This window comes from Nocardia sp. FBN12 (genome assembly GCF_050320175.1).
Taxonomy (GTDB): domain Bacteria; phylum Actinomycetota; class Actinomycetes; order Mycobacteriales; family Mycobacteriaceae; genus Nocardia.
The window spans coordinates 6,321,405-6,339,572 of record NZ_CP190048.1 but is presented as its reverse complement, the minus strand read 5'-3'; the positions used below and the strand labels follow the sequence as shown (position 1 = coordinate 6,339,572).

Sequence of the window (18,168 nt, the reverse complement as noted above, 5' to 3'; positions counted from 1 at the left end):
ACCGGGCGCGGGCCACCGGTTTTGCTGCTACCTGCCCTGGCTGTGGAAAACGACACAGGCTTGTCACCTGTGGATGACCACGGGATTCACACTCGATCGAACCAGGTGACCTGCGTGCCGTTGTCGAATTCCTTGCGCCGCACCGGAGCGAACTGTGTCGGTTTGAAGACGCCGGTGAAAACGGGGACACCGTCGCCCGCGACGATCGGATAGCTCTTGATGATCATCGCGTCGATCTCGTCGAGCAGCTGCCCGGCCAGCTGCCCGCCGCCACACAGCCAGATGTCGCCACCCTCGCGCTGCTTGAGCTCGCGGACCAGCTCGCGGGGATCACCGGCGACGATCTCGACCGCGGGATGGTCGGCCTGGTCGAGCGTGGACGAGACGACGTACTGCTTCAGGTGCGAGAACGGGCTCTCGACGTGCTCATCCGGCAGCACGTAGGTGCCGCGGCCCATCAGCACGGTGTCCCAGTTCTTGGCGGGCAGATCAGGGTCCATCCCGAAGTGCGCACGCAGGTGGGTCGGGATGGCGTCGGGAAACTCGGCCATCATCCACTCCACATAGTTCTGCGGTGTCGGATAGAAGTCGACCTCGCCGCCGGAGCCCGCGATGTAGCCGTCGAGGGAGACGCCGATGTAGTAGACAAGCTTTCGCATGGGTACCGCCTCAGTTGTTGTACTCTGCTTGAAGTGGTTTCAACGTAGTACTACAGATGGAGTGGTGTCAAGTGCGAACCAACCCCGAACGACGGCAGGCCCTGCTCGACGCGGCCATCGACGTCCTCGCCGACGAGGGCGCCCGCGGCCTCACCTTCCGCGCGGTGGACAAACAGGCGGGCGTCCCCGCGGGCACGGCGTCGAACTACTTCGCCAATCGCGACGAACTGCTCACCCAGGCCGGCGTCCGCTTCTACGAGGTGGTCCAGCCGAGCGAGGAGACGATGGCCCTGGTCAGCGATGGCCCGAAGGACATCGCGAACATCACCGCGCTGATGAAGGAGGTGGTCGGGCGCATCGAATCGCATCGCAAGGCCTATCTCGCGCTGCTGGAACTCCGCCTCGAGGCCACCCGCCGTCCCGAACTGCGCAAGGTGCTCACCGACCGCGTCCGCGCCGACATCGATTTCAACGTGCGCAACCATCTGGCATCCGGCCTGCCGGGCGACGCGGAGTCGGTACTACTGCTCTATCTGGCGCTCAACTGGCTCATCGTCGAACACCTCACGCTGCCCGAGATCTTCACCGAGCAACAGCGCGTGGCACTGATCGAAACGGCCGTAGAGCGTGTGATATGCAGCTGACCCGGTCATATGTCCAGACCATAGACGTGTTGACGATCACTAGTACGACTGTGCACAATCGGGCGCGAAAGCTGCGGGGGTTCGGAGGATAGACAAAGATGCGCTCGAAGATCGACATCCGATTCACCGTTGACGCCGAGATCGACCAAGTGATGGACGCACTACTGGCCGTCGACCTGATGTCGGAGTGGTCGACCTCGCTCAGTGATGTCCGGGTCGGGCCGCGCGATGCCGACGGCAGGCCGCGCCGAGTCTTCGCCACCGCCCACTTCATGGGCAACTCCGACGCCCAGGTGCTCGAATACTCCTGGGAGCAGTACCGCTCGGAGTGGCGGGTCGTCGACAGCAGCCGCGGTTCCAAGGGCGGCGGCTGGATCGAGCTGCTCGCCACGCCAGAGGGCACCGAGGTCGACTACCACGTGGAGCTCTCCCTACCACTGCCCATTCCGGGCATCCTGTTCAACCGAAGCCTGCGCAAGCTGCACGACGAGACGGTCGCGAATTTCATCGACTTCGCCGAGCGGTACCCCGAGATCGGGGGCTACGCGGTCGGCTAGTCGCGCCGTCCGCGAAAACGTCGTCGCCGCGCGCGAATCGCGGCTGGCAGTGCGACGATTGACCGCATGATCGGAAATCGACGGGTCCGGTTCCAGCCCGTCACCGAGGAGAACTCGGTGACCCAGCTCGAATTGTTCTTCGACCTGGTGATCGTCTTCGCGTTCACGATGGTCACCGCACTGGCCGCCGACCAGACGACCGCGGCGAACATGCTGCGGGCGACCCTGGTCCTTGCCCTGATGTGGTGGCTCTGGATCGCGTATTCGTGGCTGGGCAATGTGGTGCGGGCCGACGAGGGCATCACGCGGGTCGCGATGTTCGTCGCGATGGGCGGTGCGTTCCTGGCCGCGCTCACCATTCCGGAAGCGTTCGACGATCTGGCCGGCGGGTGGTTCGGTCCGCTGGTCTTCGCGGTGGCCTACCTGATCGTGCGACTGGTTCATGTCACGGTGTTCTGGACGATCAGCGCCGGCGACGCGCAGCTGCGCGGGCAGCTGCTGCGCTGGGCGCTCGGCTCGATCACTGTCGGCACCGCGCTGCTGGTCGTCGCCGCGATGACGACCGGTCTCACCCAGATCCTGTTGTGGCTCGCCGCCATTGTCGGCGACATGGTGTGGACCTGGGCGGCGGGCACGGACTGGCGGCTCAACTCGGCCAAGCACTACGCCGAACGCTACGGGCTCATCATCATCGTGGCGCTGGGCGAATCCATCGTCTCGATCGGCATCGGGGTGGCCGGGCTGCCCATCTCCTGGCCGATCGCGCTCGGTTCGATGCTGGGCTTGGCCATCTCGGGCCTGCTGTGGTGGCTGTACTTCGATGTCGCCGCGATCTCGATCGAGCACGCCTTCGCCCGTGCCAAAGACGCACGGCAGATCAAGATCGCCCAGAACACCTATATGTACGGGCATTTCCCGATGATCGTCGGCATCATCGGGCTCTCGCTCGGGTTGAAGAAGGTGCTGTACTACGTCGGCGATTCGTCGCATCACACGCTCACCGACCCGCTGTACGGGATCCCGCTCGGCGCGCTCTACGGCGGCCCGGCGCTGTTCCTGCTCGGCATCACGTTCGCGAAATACTATGCGACCAAGTCACTGTCGGCCGAGCGCCTGGTGATGGCCGCGCTGCTGTTCGCGCTCATCCCGTTCGCCGCGCACCTGCCCGCGCTCGCCTCACTCACCGTGCTGTGCGCGCTACTTGCCGTGCTGGTGATCTTCGAGACCGTGCGATTCGCCCAGCCGCGCGACCAGATCAGGCACGCTTGATCTGACCGAGGTGGTGGCGCACGCCGTGCTCGGCGGGCGTCGCCCCACGGTGTGAGGGCGGAACCTTGACCCCGGCGCGCACGGCGTCGTTGATCTGGTCGAGGTTCTCGCGCAGCATGTCGGCGACGAGTTCGTCGGTGCGCGGATCGTCGAGCAACTGGCGCAGCATGCGGTAGACCGTGTCGGCGACGAGCCGGATGATGTCGTCGTGGAACGGGACGTAGCGCAGTTTGCCGGTCTGCGGATCGTTCTTGATCAGGTCCATGATCAGCTGGTCGACCTCGGCGTGGTTCTCCTCGAGCGCGGCGGCGATGTTCTGGGTGTAGTGGCCGGCGCGCAGCACTTTGGAGACCTCGTCGAGGATGGCGATCGTCATCGGGCGCTTGATGACGTCGACGATCGTGCCGACGAACCGGTTGACGATCGTCGCGGTGACCCGCTCCCCCAGCGCCCGGTCGGCGACCCGGCCGAGCCGGATCAAGATCACCACGATCCGCAGCAACCGGAACCCGCGGAACAGCGGGCTGGTCACCGGGATCATGCCGAGGACCTCGTACCAGTAGATGAACGGGAACGACCACGGCCAGCCCGCCCGACGCCACCGCCACAGGAATTCGACGGCGAAGATCGCGCAGATCGAGGTGTCGACGATGACGATCGCGTGATAAGTCGGCTCGCTGACCTGGAAGAACGTGATCCACACGACCAGCACCACCGAGATGATGGCGAGGATCAGCATGAAGATGTCGGTGCGCAGCGTGGGCGTTTTCGAGCGCACGTCCGGCAGGGCCTCGACCCGTTCGATCCCCGGTGAAGCCACTGATTGCTCCTGTATCTTCGGCGGCTGGCGCCGCGTGTTCGGGGCCTCGTCACCCCTCGATTCAGCACTCGAGACTCGCGCCTGCGGCGCATGCGCTTCGAGTGCTGAATCGAGGGGCGGCCCCGAACGGCCTCCGCGAGGTCGGCTGTGGGGTCGGCCTTCAATCTTTCCCACGCTAATTGGTCGACCGGTGCCGCGAGTGGAGTTGCGGACGCCGGTCGAGGGCGTGTTCAGCCGCGCAGGACGGCTTCGATATTGCGTTCCGCGAGTGCGGTGATGGTCAGCGACGGATTGACCGTCGCGGTGCTGCCGGGGATCGCGGCACCGTCCATCACGTAGAGGCCGGGGTGTCCGTGGACACGGCCGAAGGCATCGGTGGCCTTGCCGAGCACCGCGCCACCGAGCGGGTGCGCGGTGAACTGGGCGTTGGCGTCGTAGCCGAGCGCACCGTATTCGGCCACCGCGCCCGCGCGTTCGGCGATCCGGTGGTCGACCGCGCGGGCCGCACCGGCGACCGCGTGCTGTGTGCCCGCCGACCAGTTGAGGCCGACACCGCCCGTCGCCGCGTGATAGCCGAAGCGGGCGCGGGTCGGGTCGAGGACCATGCCGAGCGAGGCGAGCGCGCCGGTCTCGAACGGGATGCCGGGGATGTACCAGTTCTCCAGGGTCAGCGGGACGCTGGATTCGTCGTAGATCCGGCTGGCACTCGGCACGCCTTGGCCGTGTCCTGCGATATTGCTCGCGCCGCGGGCCAGGACCACATCGCCGTTGGTGCCGAAGCCGTCGCCGATGTGCTCGTTGAGGTTGGGCAGCGTGCCGGTGGCCTGCGCGCGGACCAGCAGCTCCGAGGTACCGACGGAACCGGCGCCGAGGAACAGCTTGTCGCAGGTCAGGTTGCGGGTGCTCAGTACCTGGCCGGTCGGTGCCAGCTTCGACACGGCGACCACGAACTTGCCGCTCGCGTCCTGGGCGATGGCGTCGACCCGGTGGCCTGGGTAGACCTGGGACTTGCCGGTCTCGCGGGCGTAGCGCAGGTAGTTCTGGTTGAGGTCGAACTTGGCGCCGTTGGAGTTGCCGAGGTTCGAGCGGGCCGTGGTGGCCGAGGCGCGCGAGGTTCCGGCGAGCTCGCTGCGCAGTACGTCCCAGGTGAAGATCGAGTCGTTGGGCAGCGGCTGGTAGCCGGCCGCGCGCACCTGGTCGTCCCAGGCGCGCGAGTGCGCGAACGGGGAGGACTGGTAGATATCGGCGGGCATCGTGTCGAGGCGCAGCATCTGGCGCACCCGCGGGTAGTAGACGCGTTCCAGCTCGCCGAAGTCGACGACACCGCCGAAGACCTGGTCGAACAGTCTGCGTTCCGGCGCCACCATCGCGCCGGTGAAGATCACCGAGCCGCCACCGACCGCGGCGGCCCGCCACACATCGATACCGGAATACTCGGTCACATCCAGCACCCCGCCGAACGCGCTGAAGCTCATCGGCACCTTGGTGACACCGGTGAAGCTCGTGCGGTGCCAGAATCCGCGGCCGTCGGGCAGATCGTCGCCGGTGAAGATCTCCCGCCACGGATCGTTCGGCCAGCGCGAACCCCGCTCGAGCACGGTATTGGTGATGCCGGCCTCGGCCAGGCGCAGCGCGGTCACCGCGGCGCCGAAGCCGGATCCGATGACGATGGCCTGCGTGTGCGCGGGCGCGTCCGGGATCGGCGCGAAGATCTCCGGCACCCAGGACTGGAACATCGCCTCGCGCGGGTCCGCCCAAGCGGGCGCGCTCGCCAACGTCGTTCCCACGGCACCGGCAACAGCCGCCAGCCCCGCCGCCTTGAAAAAGGCACGTCTGTGCACCAGGCCACCTCCCTCATCACGCATGGCCGACGCGAAGAATACCCCGCAAACACGACGAATCGCCCGGTAGTACCCACATTTGTCGCAAGTCACGACGCACGGGTGGTGCTGGGCGGGAACTCAGCTGGTGAGCAGGTTGACCACCGCGATCGTGCCGACCACGACGATCACCGCGCGCAGCACATTCGGTGGCAACTTCCGGCCCACCTTCGCGCCAAGCTGCCCACCGATGATCGAGCCGACCGCGATCAACGCGACCACCTGCCAGTCCACCTCGGCGATCGCGATGAAGATCGCCGCCGACACCCCGTTCACGATCAGGGCGAGGACGTTCTTCACACCGTTGAGGCGCTGGATGTCCTCGTGCACGAACACCCCGAGCAGACCGATCAGCAGCACACCCTGCGCCGCCCCGAAGTAGCCGCCGTAGATGCCGGTCCCGAACACGGCGACCAGCAGGATCGGGCCGCCGTGTTCGGGAGCCGCGGAGTCACCGTCGGCCCTGCGCTGCTTCACCCACGCGGCCAGTCGCGGCTGCACGACGACGAGGATCAGCGCCACGATGATGAGGACGGGCACGATCGCCTTGAACGCCGCCGCCGGCATCGTCAGCAGCAGGATGGCGCCAGTTATGCCGCCGAGCAGCGACGCGGTGCCAAGCTGCAGCAGTCGCGACCGCTGCCCTCGCAGTTCCCGCCGATACCCGATCACCCCGCTCACCGAGCCGGGGACGAGCCCGATCGTGTTCGACACATTCGCTGTCACCGGTGGCAACCCGAACGCGAGCAGCGTGGGAAAGGTGATCAGCGTGCCCGATCCGACGATCGTATTGATGCCACCCGCCGCGATACCCGCGGCGAAGATGGCCACCTGTTGTAACCAAGTCATTCGAATTCCTTTGGTACGTCTCGTCGGACGCGCAGGTCCGTACAAGCGTGCGTTATGGGAGAAACCGTACTGGTCAACCGGTGAGCGAATTCGGCGAGGTTGATTCTCCAGGCCGCTTACAAGCAAGGGTGGGCACGCGGTAAGCTCGGAGGATCATGCTGCAGCGGGTTCTTCTTCTCGGCCGCCGCGACGGGTCCTGATACGGACCGGCTCCCGTCGCGGGGTTCCAACGCGCCGGTCGACCCGCTCCCATTCACGGGAATCCATCACACCCACGGAGAAACTTGCATGTCCTCGGCTGACGCATTCGTATCCGCTTCGCGCACCATTTCGGCCCCCGGCAAACCCGCACCGGCCGACCAGCCCGCCTGGAACACCCAGAAGAACTCCTCGATGCCGTCGTTCCGGTATCGCCCCTTCGCCGAAGAGGTCGAGCCCGTCACGGTGCCCGACCGCACCTGGCCGGACAAGATCATCGATCGCGCCCCCGCGTGGTGTGCCGTCGACCTGCGCGACGGCAACCAGGCCCTCATCGACCCGATGAGCCCGGCCCGCAAGCGCCGCATGTTCGACCTGCTGGTGCGAATGGGCTACAAGGAGATCGAGGTCGGTTTCCCGGCCGCGAGCCAGACCGACTTCGATTTCGTTCGCGAGATCATCGAAGACGGCGCCGTCCCCGCCGACGTCACCATCCAGGTGCTCACCCAGTGCCGCCCCGAGCTGATCGAGCGCACCTTCGAAGCCTGCGCGGGCGCACCGAACGTGATCGTGCACTTCTACAACTCCACCTCGATCCTGCAGCGCCGCGTGGTCTTCCGCGCCGATCGCGACGCGGTGAAGAAGATCGCCACCGACGCTGCGTCGCTGTGCCTGGAGATCGAGAAGCGCTACCCCGATACCGAGTGGCGCTACGAGTACAGCCCGGAGTCCTACACCGGCACCGAACTCGACTACGCCCGTGAGGTCTGCGACGCGGTCTCGGCGATCATCGCGCCGACCCCGGCCAAGCCGCTGATCATCAACCTGCCCGCGACCGTCGAGATGGCCACGCCGAACGTGTACGCCGACTCGATCGAGTGGATGCACCGCAACCTGGCCCGCCGCGACTCCATCGTGCTGTCGCTGCACCCGCACAACGACCGTGGCACCGCCGTAGCGGCCGCCGAACTGGGCTACCAGGCAGGCGCCGACCGCATCGAAGGCTGCCTGTTCGGCAACGGTGAGCGCACCGGCAACGTCTGCCTGGTGACCCTCGGCATGAACATGTTCTCGCGCGGCATCGACCCGCAGATCAACTTCTCCGATATCGACGAGGTCCGTCGCACGGTGGAGTACTGCAACCAGCTGGCCGTCGCCGAGCGTCACCCCTACGGCGGCGACCTGGTCTACACCGCGTTCTCCGGCAGCCACCAGGACGCCATCAACAAGGGCCTCGACGCGATGAAGGCCACCGCCGACGCGCAGGACGCCGACGTGTCCGACATCGTCTGGGAGGTCCCGTACCTGCCGATCGACCCGAAGGACGTCGGCCGCACCTACGAGGCCGTGATCCGGGTGAACTCGCAGTCCGGCAAGGGCGGCGTGGCCTACATCATGAAGACCGATCACGGCCTGGTGCTCCCGCGCCGCCTGCAGATCGAGTTCTCCCAGGCCATCCAGTCGATCACCGACGGTGAAGGCGGCGAGGTGACCCCCAAGGAGATGTGGGACGTCTTCGCCACCGAGTACCTGAACCCGATCCTGCCGCTCGAGCGCATCAAGCAGAAGGTCACCGCCGCCGAGACCGACGGCGGCGTCGACTCGATCGTCGCGACCGTGAAGGTCGAGGGCGCCGAGCAGGAGATCAGCGGCTCCGGCAACGGCCCGCTGGCCGCGTTCGTAGACGCGATCGCGACGGTCGGCTTCGACGTACGAGTCCTCGACTACAGCGAGCACGCCATGTCCGCGGGCGACGACGCCCAGGCCGCGGCCTACGTCGAGGTAGCCATCGGCGACAAGGTCGTCTGGGGCGTAGGCATCGCCACCTCGATCACCACCGCCTCCCTGCGCGCAGTCGTCTCGGCGGTAAACCGCGCCGCGCAGTAGATCCACCCGCCGGTAGGCCGGGTCCGCGCCCCCGCGAACCCGGCCCCCGGTACCCCCAGCTCCGCAGCCCTCCCGCACCACCAGCCACACCGCACCCCCTGGGCCCGCCATGATCGCACCACCAGCCACACCGCACACCCAGGGCTCCGCAGCCCTCCCGCACCACCAGCCACACCGCACACCCTGCGCCCACCATGACCACACGACCGGTCACACCGCCGCACCCAGGGCTCCGCAGCCCTCCCGCACCACCAGCCATACCGCACACCCTGCGCCCACCATGACCGCACAACCGGTCACACCGCCGCACACCCAGCCTGTCCCCGTCTTCCACAACCCACCCAACCCAACCACCGCACTCCCGACCCCTAGGGAGGGACGGCCACGAAGTGGCCGGTCGCGGCCGGGTCGCCGGTTAGCCGCCGGGGCGTAGGCGACGAAGGAGCAAGCCCCGGTGGCTAACCGGCGGCCCCTAGGGGCCGCGACTCGAGCGCGCCAGCGCTCCAACAAACACAGCCAGCGCCTCCAGGACCACTCAAACCCCGAGCTCTGCCACCACTCTCCTGAGCCCATAAAACCCCCAGCCCTGATCTGTGGATAGTTTCCCAACCCTGTGGATAACTACGTCTCCACCCGCCGACGCGACACCGGATATGCCGGTTGAGCTGCACGCATTCAGCTCGCGCCCGCATCAGTGAGCCACCCGCCCCCGACGCGCGAATTTCGGCCCCGTGTTAGCGTTTTAGGGCATATTCAGCGCCGAGCTTTCCTGCTCGTTCAGCGAGCAAGTGGGGGAACTGTGACCAACAACGACCATAATCCGACCTCGCCGCCGTGGCTGCAGAGTCCGTCGGCTGACGCGTCCGAAGCTGCGTCCGGTCCCTCCGGTGTGCAGACCGCGACCGAAGACGACATCGAGCCCGCCGACGCCGGCGCCGAGCCGACCGGCGAAGCCGTCGATCCGTCGACCGGTGAGCAGCCCGTCGCCGAGCCAGGCCAGGCCGGACTCGCCGACCAGACCGTGTACCAGCCCGCCGGTTTCGCGCCGCCGGGACAGTTCGCGCAGGGCGCCCCGTACTCGGTGCCTGATCCGTACCAGAGCAATGGCGGCCAGCCGATGGTGAACGGCCCCGAGCAGCAGCCGTGGCCGGGTCAGCCGGGCGAGCAGCCGTGGCTGCCGGGTCAGCCGGGCGCCGAACAGCCCTACCCCGGCCCGCACGCGACCGGCGAGCAGCCGCATCCCGGCATTCCACCGCAGTATCCCGGTGCCGAGGGGCAGTATCCGGGCGCCGACGGTCAGCCGTACCCCGGTCCCGAACAGCAGCAGTTCCCCGCGCAGGAGCAGGGCCCGCAGTCCGAGCCCATCTACAGCTGGGCACCGCCCCCTCCGCCGATGTACCAGCAGCCGATGCCGGGCGGGATGCCCGGCCAGCAGCCTGAACAGCCGAGCCAGTTCACCGGCCAGCAGCCCGACCAGGGTCAGTTCCCCGGTCAGCCGGGGCAGTTCCCCGGCCAGCTCGGCCAGCCGGGTCCGGCGGGTCCGCCACCTGGTCAGCAGTGGGGAGGCGGCCCGGCCCCACAGCAGCAGCAACCATTCCAGCCGCAGCACATGCAGGTTCCGGGCCAGCCCGGTCATTCGGTGAACGATCTGAACCTGCTCAAGCGCGCGCGGAAGTCGCCGCGCAGCGGGTGGCGCAAGGCTGTGCACAAGGTGTCCGGCGGTGTGATCAACCCGGGTGAGTCCGCGGCCGATGTCGTCTACCGCGATCTCGGCGAGCGGGTCAACCAGCCTGTGCGCGGCGATTACCGGATCGCGATCCTCTCGCTCAAGGGCGGCGTCGGCAAGACCACCACCACGGTCGGCCTCGGTTCCACGTTCGCTTCCCAGCGCGGTGACCGCGTCATCGCCATCGACGCCAACCCCGACCTGGGCACACTCGCCCACCGGGTGCCGCGCCAGACCCGCTCGACGGTGCGCAACCTGCTCGAAGACCAGCAGATCACCCGCTACTCGGACGTCCGCGCACACACCTCGCAGGCCCCGAGCCGTCTGGAAGTGCTTGCCTCCGAACAGGATCCGGCCGTGTCGGAGGCCTTCAGCGAGGCCGACTACCGCAAGGCCATCGGCATCCTGCAGTCGTTCTACAACATCATCCTCACCGACTGCGGCACCGGACTGATGCACTCGGCGATGTCGGGCGTGCTGGATATGGCGAGCTCGCTGGTGCTGGTCACCTCTCCCGCGATCGACGGCGCGCGCAGTGCCTCGGCGACGCTGGACTGGCTCGACCACCACGGCTACAGCAAGCTGGTCGAACGCACCGTGGTCGTCGTGAACGCTTCTCGCCGTGGCGCGTCCACGGTCGACCTGGACCAGCTGCGCAAGTTGTTCCTCGACCGCACCCGCGCCGTGCAGATCGTCCCGTTCGACGATCACCTGGCCGAGGGCGCCGAGATCGACCTCGAACTGGTCAGCAAGCCGACCAGGCGGGCGCTGCTCGAACTGGCCGCCATGGTCGCCGACGACTTCAGCTACCACGGTCAGCAGCCACAGCAGCAGCAGTACCAGCCCGGCCAGCCCTACCCGGGGCAGCAGTACCAGCAGCCGGGCCAGTTCTGACGTAGGCCGAATGCGGTTGTCACCGCACTGATCTCACACCGGAGTGCCGAGATCAGTGCGGGTCAGTCACCGCCCGCGCCGCGGCCTCGAAGGCATCGAGCACCGTGGCGATGGCGGGGCTGCGGTGCGCCTGAGGTCGGGTGATGATCTCGTAGACCCGCGCCGCGCGGACCCCGGCCAGCGGTAGGACCGACAGGTCGGGGTGGGCGACGGCGTAGCGCGGCATCAACGCCACGCCGTAGCCGGACACCACCAGCGTTTCGATCACCCGGAACTCGTTGAGCCGCTGCGCGATCCGTGGCCGCACCCCGGTGACGGTGGCGATGGACTCGAGCACATCGTCGACCGGGAACCCACCGCGCACACTCACCCAGCTCTCCTCGGCGAGTTCCTCCGGCCGCACCGAAGGACGCCCCGCCAGTGGATGATCCGGCGCGACAACAACATCGATCGGCTCCCGCATCAGCACCCGCGCCGACAACCGCGGCCCGGACAGCGACGGTGCGCGTTCGTCGCGATGGGTGAGCACGATGTCGTAGTCGGCCAGCAGTTTCGACGCCTCACTCGGCGGCAGATCCTCATCACCGGCGACCAGCTCGACCCCACTACCCGCCAATCTGGCCAGCACCGGCGGCAGCAGCAGCGCGGCACCGGACGGGAACGACGCCACCCGCACCTGCCCGCGCGGTGAACCGCGATAGTGGGCCATCTCGGCTGTGGCCCGTTCCATCGCGGCGAGCACATCGTCGGCCCGCAGCACCAGCGCCTGCCCCGCGTCGGTGAGCCGCACCCGTCGCCCGTCCGGTTCCAGCAGTGCGACCCCGGCCTCCCTGGCCAGCACCTTCAACTGCTGCGAGACCGCAGACGGCGTCATCGACAGGACCTCGGCCACGGCGGCGACCGTGCCGCGGTCGGCCAGCTCGCGCAGAATCCGCAATCGCTCGATCGAGAACATGAAGTAAAACTACGTTATCCATCAATATTTATTCGATTGTCCTGATCTTTAGCGACCCGCACGATAAGGGCGTGACCTCCCGTGACCGCCTGCTCGGCCTGACCGTCGTCGTGCTCTGGGGCCTGAACTTCCTGGCCATTCGCATCGGCCTCGACCACTTCCCGCCCTTCTTCTTCGTCGCACTGCGCTTCGCCGTCATCGCGATCCCGGTGCTGCTTTTCATCCCGCGCCCCGCCGTGAAAACCCGCTGGCTGTTGCTCTACGGCACCGGCTTCGGCATCCTGCAGTTCGCGTTCCTGTTCACGGCGATGCGCACCGGCATGCCGACCGGCCTCGCCTCGCTGGTGCTGCAGTCGTCCGCCCCGTTCACGGTGGTGCTCGGCGCGGTGCTGCTGCGCGAGCGGTTGCGGCCGGTGCAGATCGCCGGCCTCGCGGTCGCGGTGCTCGGGATGGTGATCATCGGCGCCGACCGGCTGGCGCACGCCACCCTGCTCCCGGTCCTGCTGACGCTGGCGGGCGGCCTCGGCTGGGCGTTCGGCAATATCGGCGCCCGGCAGGCGGGCACCGACTCCCCCGGCTACAACCCGATGCATCTGACGCTGTGGATGTCGGTAGTGCCCGTAGTGCCGATGCTGGTGCTGTCGATGGCTGTCGAGGGGCCTGGAACAGGCTTCCGCGCGATCGGCACCGCCTTCTCCGCCGACGGACTGCCCGCACTCGCCGCCCTGGCCTACATCGCGATCCTCGCGACAGTCTGTGGATCCGGGTTGTGGACCTATCTGATGAGCCGGTACCCCGCGGGCACGGTGGCGCCGTTGTCGCTGCTCGTGCCGGTGGTCGGCATCGCCGCGGCCTGGGCGGTCCTCGACGAACAACCCTCGCCTGCCGCGCTGATCGGCGGGGCGATCGTGATCGCGGGCGCTTTCGCGGCGACCACCGCCCGTGGCATCGGGAAGACCCCCTCGGCCGCCCCCACTCCCGAATTGGCCAGAGCCTGAGGCCGAATTCAGCCCACGATCGCCCGGGCTCTCGTTAGCATGTGAAACCGGTCGCCCGATGCGTTTCCGTGCGACCGGTTGGTTTCGAGCTCGCGAACGACACACAGGTCGATATAGCCAGGTCTTCGCCGCGCTCTAGAGTGATAGCAAATCTCAGGCAATAGTCGAGCAAGGCAGCTGAACAGCGTATGGCGGAACAGCGGTGGCCCGTTTCGCGAAGGAACCTTCTTCGCGGCACGGTCGCAGCGGGGGTGATATCGGCGGGGGCCGTAGCGGGCGCGCCGGGATTCGCCGCGCCACCCGGTCGCCGGGTGGCGGTACTCGGCGGCGGTGTCGCCGGGCTCACCGCCGCGCACGAATTGGCCGAGCGCGGGTTCGAGGTCACCGTGTACGAGGCACGGGCGCTCGGCGGCAAGGCACGTAGCGTCGGCGTGCCGGGCACCGGTCGCGGCGGCAGGCCCGATCTGCCCGGTGAGCACGGGTTCCGATTCTTCCCCGGCTTCTATCAGAACGTGCCGGACACGATGCGCCGAATTCCCTTCGGGGGCAATTTCGGCGGCGTGTGGGACAACCTCGTCGCGGTACCGGAGGCCAGATTCTCCCGCCGCGACGCCGACGACATCACCCTCGCCCTGCCCGACAGCATCACCGCCGCGCAGGCCACCCCGGCGGCGATCAGGGAAACCCTCGCCGCCACCATCACCACGCTGTCCAAGATGCCCCCCACGGAGGCGATGTACTTCGCGAACCGGCTGATGGTGTTCAACACCAGCTGCGATGCCCGCCGATTCGGTCAGTGGGAGCACACCTCCTGGCACGACTTCGTCCGCGGGCACGAGCGCTCGCACGAGTTCCGCGCGCTGGTATCCAGGTCGCTGACGTCGATCATGGTCGCCGCGAAGGCGAGCCTGGCCAGCACCCGCACCATCGGCAGCATGGGCGAACAATTCCTCGGCAACCCGCTCGGCCTCGGCAACGACGGCGGTCTCGACCGCGTGCTCAACAACACGACCAATGCCGCCTGGATCGACCCGTGGGTCGAGCACCTGCGTGGCCTCGGCGTTCGTTTCGAACTCGGCGCCAGAGTCAGCGAACTCGACGTGCGCGACCGACGTATCCGAGCCGCCCGAATCACCGATGCCACGGGCGCACGCACCGTCGACGCCGACTATTTCGTCGTGGCGCTTGCCGTCGAGCAGGCCAGGAAATTGTGGTCGTCGCAGGTGCTCGCCGTGGCCCCGGAACTCGCCGCGACGGATCGGCTCTTCGTCGATTGGATGAACGGAATTCAGATCTATTTCCGTGCGCCGCTGCATATTTCGCGCGGGCACACCGCCTATGTCGATTCACCGTGGTCACTCACGTCGATCAGCCAGAATCAATGGTGGACCGATAAACTGCCGTCCTTCGGCGACGGTTCGGTGGCCGATTGCCTCTCGATCGACATCTCCGACTGGAATTCGCCCGGCATGCTCTACGGCAAGCCCGCCACCGCATGCACCCACGAGGAGATCTTCCGCGAAGTCTGGGCGCAGCTGAGCAGCCATCTCAACGATCGCGAACAACTGCTCCGCCCCGCCGACGTGCATTCCTGGTTCCTCGATCCGGGAATCACCTGGCAGGGCAGCCGCAACGAGAACGCCGACCCGCTGCTCATCAATACCGCGGGCTCGTGGGACGCCAGACCGGAGCCGCACGGTTCGATCGAGAACCTTTTCCTCGCCGGTGATTACGTGCGCACCGATATCGACCTGGCGACCATGGAGGGCGCGAACGAGTCGGCCCGCGCCGCGGTGAACGCGCTACTCGATGTGGCGGGCTCCTCGGCGCCGCGCTGCCGCGTTTTCCGGCTGCGCCGCACCCCCGAACTCGAGCCGCTGCGCGCCCTCGACACCGACCGCTACGCCCGCGGCCTGCCCAACCTGTTCGACGACCACACCTGACCCCGCGACCACCGAACCGCGCGTCACCCCGTCCCGCACCGGGCGCGTAACACCCGTGCGAAACCCGCCCGCACGCGGCGCGTAACACCGCGCAACACCGCGCAACATAGACTCGCGGCGTGGCAGACATCTCGGTGCGTGGGCGCTTGGCCTTGCGAGCAGCGGCGGCAGCGTCGTGGGCTTCGCAGAAGGCGGGTCGCGGCAAGGGTTCGATGATCGGCGGCCTGATCGCGTTGAAGATCGATCCGTCGATCATGACGCAGCTCGGGCGCGGTCGACGGACAGTGCTGATCACCGGCACCAACGGCAAATCGACCACCACCCGGATGACGACCGCCGCGCTCGGCACGCTCGGCGATGTCGCCACCCAGGCCGACGGCGCCAATATGGACGCGGGCATCGTGGCCGCGCTCAGCCTGCACCAGGATGTGACGCTGGCCGCGATCGAGGTCGACGAGCTGCACCTGCCGCACGTGAGCGACGCGCTCGACCCCGCCGCGGTGGTGCTGCTCAATCTCAGCCGCGACCAGCTCGACCGGGTCGGCGAGATCAACATGATCGAACGCAAGCTGCGGGCCGGGCTCGCGCGTCATCCCGATACCGTCGTCATCGCCAACTGTGACGACGTGCTGGTGGCCTCCATCGCCTACGACCACCCGAATGTGGTGTGGGTGTCGGCGGGCAGCGGCTGGGCCGTCGACGCGACGAGTTGTCCGCGCAGCGGCGAGCCGATCGTCTGGGAGGGCGAGAACTGGCGCTCGACCGGCGCCGATTTCCATCGCCCGCAACCCGTTTGGTGGCTCGAAGGCGAAGACCTGTGCGGCCCTGATGGTTTCCGCGCCCCGCTGCACCTCGCACTGCCTGGTCGCGCGAATCGCGGCAATGCGGCGCAGGCTGTGGCCGCCGCGGTCGCGATGGGGGCCGAGCCCGCGAAGGCGACCGATGCCACCGGCACCGTGCGCGAGATCGCGGGCCGCTACCGCACCGTCACCGTCGGCGAGCACGACGCGCGCCTGCTGCTGGCCAAGAACCCCGCGGGCTGGCAGGAGGCGCTGTCGATGATCGAGCCGTCCTCGGCCGGTCTGGTGATCGCGGTGAACGGTCAGGTGCCCGACGGCGAGGACCTGTCCTGGCTGTGGGACGTGCGCTTCGAGCACTTCGAGGGCGTGCAGGTGGTCGCCTCGGGCGAGCGCGCCACCGACCTCGCCGTGCGCCTCACCTACGCGGGCGTCGAACACACACTCGTCCCGGATCCGGTGCGCGCCATCGCCTCCTGCCCCGCCGGACACGTCGAGGTGCTGGCCAACTACACCGCGTTCCGCGATCTCAACCGTGATCTGGAGGCCATGGCATGATCGGTCAGCGCCCGGAGGAGGCAGCCCGCGTAACCACGGAGGGCGCCCGAGCATGCCGAGAGGACACAGTGTGAGCGAGTCGACCATTCGTATCGGCCTCGTCCTGCCCGACGTGATGGGCACCTACGGCGACGGCGGCAACGCCCTGGTCCTGCGGCAACGCCTGCAGATGCGCGGTTACGACGCCGAGATCATCGACATCACCCTCGCCGATCCCGTCCCGGATTCCTTCGACATCTACACCCTCGGTGGCGCCGAGGACTCCGCGCAGCGGCTGGCCACCCGCCATCTCCAGAAGTACCCCGGTCTCCAGCAGGCCGCCGCCAAAGGCACACCCGTGCTCGCCATCTGCGCCGCCATTCAGGTGCTTGGCAACTGGTACGAGACCTCGGCGGGCGAAAAGGTCGACGGCGTAAGCCTTTTCGACGTCACCACCTCGCCCCAAAAGCTGCGCGCCATCGGCGAGGTGACCACCACGCCCCTGGTCACTGGGCTGAAAGCACCCCTCACCGGCTTCGAAAACCACCGGGGCGGAACAACTCTGGGATCCGACGCCGCCCCGCTCGCCCGCGTGACCCGCGGTGTCGGAAACGGCGTCGGCGACGGCACCGAGGGCGTAGTCCAGGGCTCGGTGTTCGGCACCTACCTGCACGGCCCCGCACTGGCCCGCAACCCCGAACTGGCCGACCTGCTCATCGCCATGGCCCTCGGCATCCCCGCCGCCGACCTCGCACCGCTCGACCTCCCCGAGGTCGAGCAGCTGCGCAAGGAACGCCTACGCGCTTGAGTCAGCAGCGCAGCGAATCGACCTCGTACTGGAGGCAATACGGGTCGCGGGTGACAAACGTCAGGTCCTCACATCGAGCCTGCGCGATCAGAATTCGGCCGAAGGGGTCACGATGGATCATCGGCAGACGCGCCGCCTCGATCGTATGACGTGCATCGATAGCCAGCGGCAGGAACCCGCCGCCCACCACCCGCTCGGGTAGGTCGGCAGGACCTGCCAGCTTGCCTGACGCCTGCTTGATCGCGATCTCCCATACCGACGCCGCGCTGACGTAGACATCAGGATCGTGGTCGAGCCGCTCTCGAAGTTCGGGATCGAGCGTCAAGTCGTCGGTCAGCCACCACAAGATCACATAGGTATCCAGCAGTAGGCTCATGCGTCGAAGTCGCGGGCGATTTCGGCGTTCGTCTCCGGCGAATCCCACTCGGGCGACAATTCCACCCGACCACGCAGCGAACCACGCCCCGTGCGATTGACCCGACGGCTCAACGGCACCACCTTGGCGACCGGAGTTCCGGCACGACTGATCACGACTTCCTCCCCCTGCTCCACCCGCTCGATGATGCGCGACAGGTTCGTCTTCGCGTCGTGAATGTTGAACTGTTCCGCCGCGCTACCTGCCATGACGCCTCCTTAGCTAAGAAGTTAGCCCCACTGGCGGAGCGTGTCCATAGCAACCAGACATCACCTGGCGATACGGCGGCCTCCAAGAGCAGTGACGTGACTTCCGGTGCACAGGTCGCGCAG

General features: G+C 67.5%; 16 protein-coding genes. 9 read left to right on the top strand and 7 right to left on the bottom strand.

Annotated elements, in window-relative coordinates:
• Positions 1-86: 86 nt before the first annotated feature.
• The gene (locus ACQHI0_RS29850; RefSeq protein WP_427905080.1) at positions 87-659 is read right to left on the bottom strand and encodes a dihydrofolate reductase family protein; all 573 of its coding nucleotides are present in this window, start codon (positions 657-659) and stop codon (positions 87-89) included.
• A 71-nt stretch (positions 660-730) separates the two neighbouring features.
• Between ACQHI0_RS29850 and ACQHI0_RS29845 the strand changes: the two genes are divergently transcribed.
• The 3 genes from ACQHI0_RS29845 to ACQHI0_RS29835 all read left to right on the top strand — a co-directional run bounded on the left by ACQHI0_RS29845 (position 731) and on the right by ACQHI0_RS29835 (position 3,129).
• On the top strand, positions 731-1,303 hold the full coding sequence (locus tag ACQHI0_RS29845) for a TetR/AcrR family transcriptional regulator (protein ID WP_427905079.1): 573 nt from the start codon (positions 731-733) through the stop codon (positions 1,301-1,303).
• Between the two features lie 98 nt (positions 1,304-1,401).
• On the top strand, positions 1,402-1,860 hold the full coding sequence (locus ACQHI0_RS29840; protein ID WP_427905078.1) for an SRPBCC family protein: 459 nt from the start codon (positions 1,402-1,404) through the stop codon (positions 1,858-1,860).
• 66 nt (positions 1,861-1,926) lie between these two features.
• Positions 1,927-3,129, top strand: coding sequence for a low temperature requirement protein A (locus tag ACQHI0_RS29835; protein WP_427905077.1), 1,203 nt, complete (start codon positions 1,927-1,929; stop codon positions 3,127-3,129).
• Here the strand turns inward: ACQHI0_RS29835 and ACQHI0_RS29830 are convergent.
• From ACQHI0_RS29830 to ACQHI0_RS29820, 3 genes are all read right to left on the bottom strand, one after another.
• Positions 3,116-3,949, bottom strand: a complete 834-nt coding sequence (locus ACQHI0_RS29830; protein ID WP_427905076.1) for an ion transporter — start codon at positions 3,947-3,949, stop codon at positions 3,116-3,118. The two genes, ACQHI0_RS29835 and ACQHI0_RS29830, sit on opposite strands and share 14 nt — an antisense overlap.
• Positions 3,950-4,179: 230 nt before the next feature.
• The gene (locus ACQHI0_RS29825) at positions 4,180-5,790 is read right to left on the bottom strand and encodes a GMC oxidoreductase (protein ID WP_427905075.1); all 1,611 of its coding nucleotides are present in this window, start codon (positions 5,788-5,790) and stop codon (positions 4,180-4,182) included.
• A 120-nt stretch (positions 5,791-5,910) separates the two neighbouring features.
• A complete protein-coding gene (locus ACQHI0_RS29820) occupies positions 5,911-6,678 on the bottom strand; it encodes a sulfite exporter TauE/SafE family protein (protein WP_427905074.1) in 768 nt (255 codons plus the stop codon).
• A 288-nt stretch (positions 6,679-6,966) separates the two neighbouring features.
• On the opposite strand from ACQHI0_RS29820, the gene leuA reads away from it, so the two are divergent.
• Together leuA and ACQHI0_RS29810 are read left to right on the top strand one after the other, a co-directional pair.
• Complete coding sequence (leuA, locus tag ACQHI0_RS29815; protein WP_427905073.1) at positions 6,967-8,763, top strand: 2-isopropylmalate synthase; 1,797 nt, start codon at positions 6,967-6,969, stop codon at positions 8,761-8,763.
• Between the two features lie 1,117 nt (positions 8,764-9,880).
• Complete coding sequence (locus tag ACQHI0_RS29810; protein WP_427909350.1) at positions 9,881-11,383, top strand: AAA family ATPase; 1,503 nt, start codon at positions 9,881-9,883, stop codon at positions 11,381-11,383.
• A 52-nt stretch (positions 11,384-11,435) separates the two neighbouring features.
• Here ACQHI0_RS29810 and ACQHI0_RS29805 read toward each other — a convergent pair whose 3' ends face one another.
• Positions 11,436-12,338 (bottom strand): LysR family transcriptional regulator, encoded by a 903-nt coding sequence (locus tag ACQHI0_RS29805; protein WP_427905072.1) that lies wholly within the window; start codon positions 12,336-12,338, stop codon positions 11,436-11,438.
• 71 nt (positions 12,339-12,409) lie between these two features.
• On the opposite strand from ACQHI0_RS29805, the gene ACQHI0_RS29800 reads away from it, so the two are divergent.
• The 4 genes from ACQHI0_RS29800 to ACQHI0_RS29785 all read left to right on the top strand — a co-directional run bounded on the left by ACQHI0_RS29800 (position 12,410) and on the right by ACQHI0_RS29785 (position 17,421).
• Positions 12,410-13,336, top strand: a complete 927-nt coding sequence (locus ACQHI0_RS29800; protein ID WP_427905071.1) for an EamA family transporter — start codon at positions 12,410-12,412, stop codon at positions 13,334-13,336.
• Between the two features lie 188 nt (positions 13,337-13,524).
• Entirely contained in the window at positions 13,525-15,279 is a 1,755-nt protein-coding gene (locus ACQHI0_RS29795; RefSeq protein ID WP_427905070.1) for a hydroxysqualene dehydroxylase, read from the top strand.
• A 119-nt stretch (positions 15,280-15,398) separates the two neighbouring features.
• On the top strand, positions 15,399-16,634 hold the full coding sequence (locus ACQHI0_RS29790) for a MurT ligase domain-containing protein (protein ID WP_427905069.1): 1,236 nt from the start codon (positions 15,399-15,401) through the stop codon (positions 16,632-16,634).
• A 70-nt stretch (positions 16,635-16,704) separates the two neighbouring features.
• Positions 16,705-17,421, top strand: a complete 717-nt coding sequence (locus tag ACQHI0_RS29785) for a type 1 glutamine amidotransferase (RefSeq protein ID WP_427905068.1) — start codon at positions 16,705-16,707, stop codon at positions 17,419-17,421.
• 1 nt (position 17,422) lies between these two features.
• Here ACQHI0_RS29785 and ACQHI0_RS29780 read toward each other — a convergent pair whose 3' ends face one another.
• Together ACQHI0_RS29780 and ACQHI0_RS29775 are read right to left on the bottom strand one after the other, a co-directional pair.
• The gene (locus ACQHI0_RS29780) at positions 17,423-17,797 is read right to left on the bottom strand and encodes a type II toxin-antitoxin system VapC family toxin (RefSeq protein ID WP_427905067.1); all 375 of its coding nucleotides are present in this window, start codon (positions 17,795-17,797) and stop codon (positions 17,423-17,425) included.
• On the bottom strand, positions 17,794-18,045 hold the full coding sequence (locus ACQHI0_RS29775) for a type II toxin-antitoxin system Phd/YefM family antitoxin (RefSeq protein ID WP_427905066.1): 252 nt from the start codon (positions 18,043-18,045) through the stop codon (positions 17,794-17,796). Before ACQHI0_RS29775 ends, ACQHI0_RS29780 begins: the two co-directional genes overlap by 4 nt.
• Between the last annotated feature and the right edge of the window lie 123 nt (positions 18,046-18,168).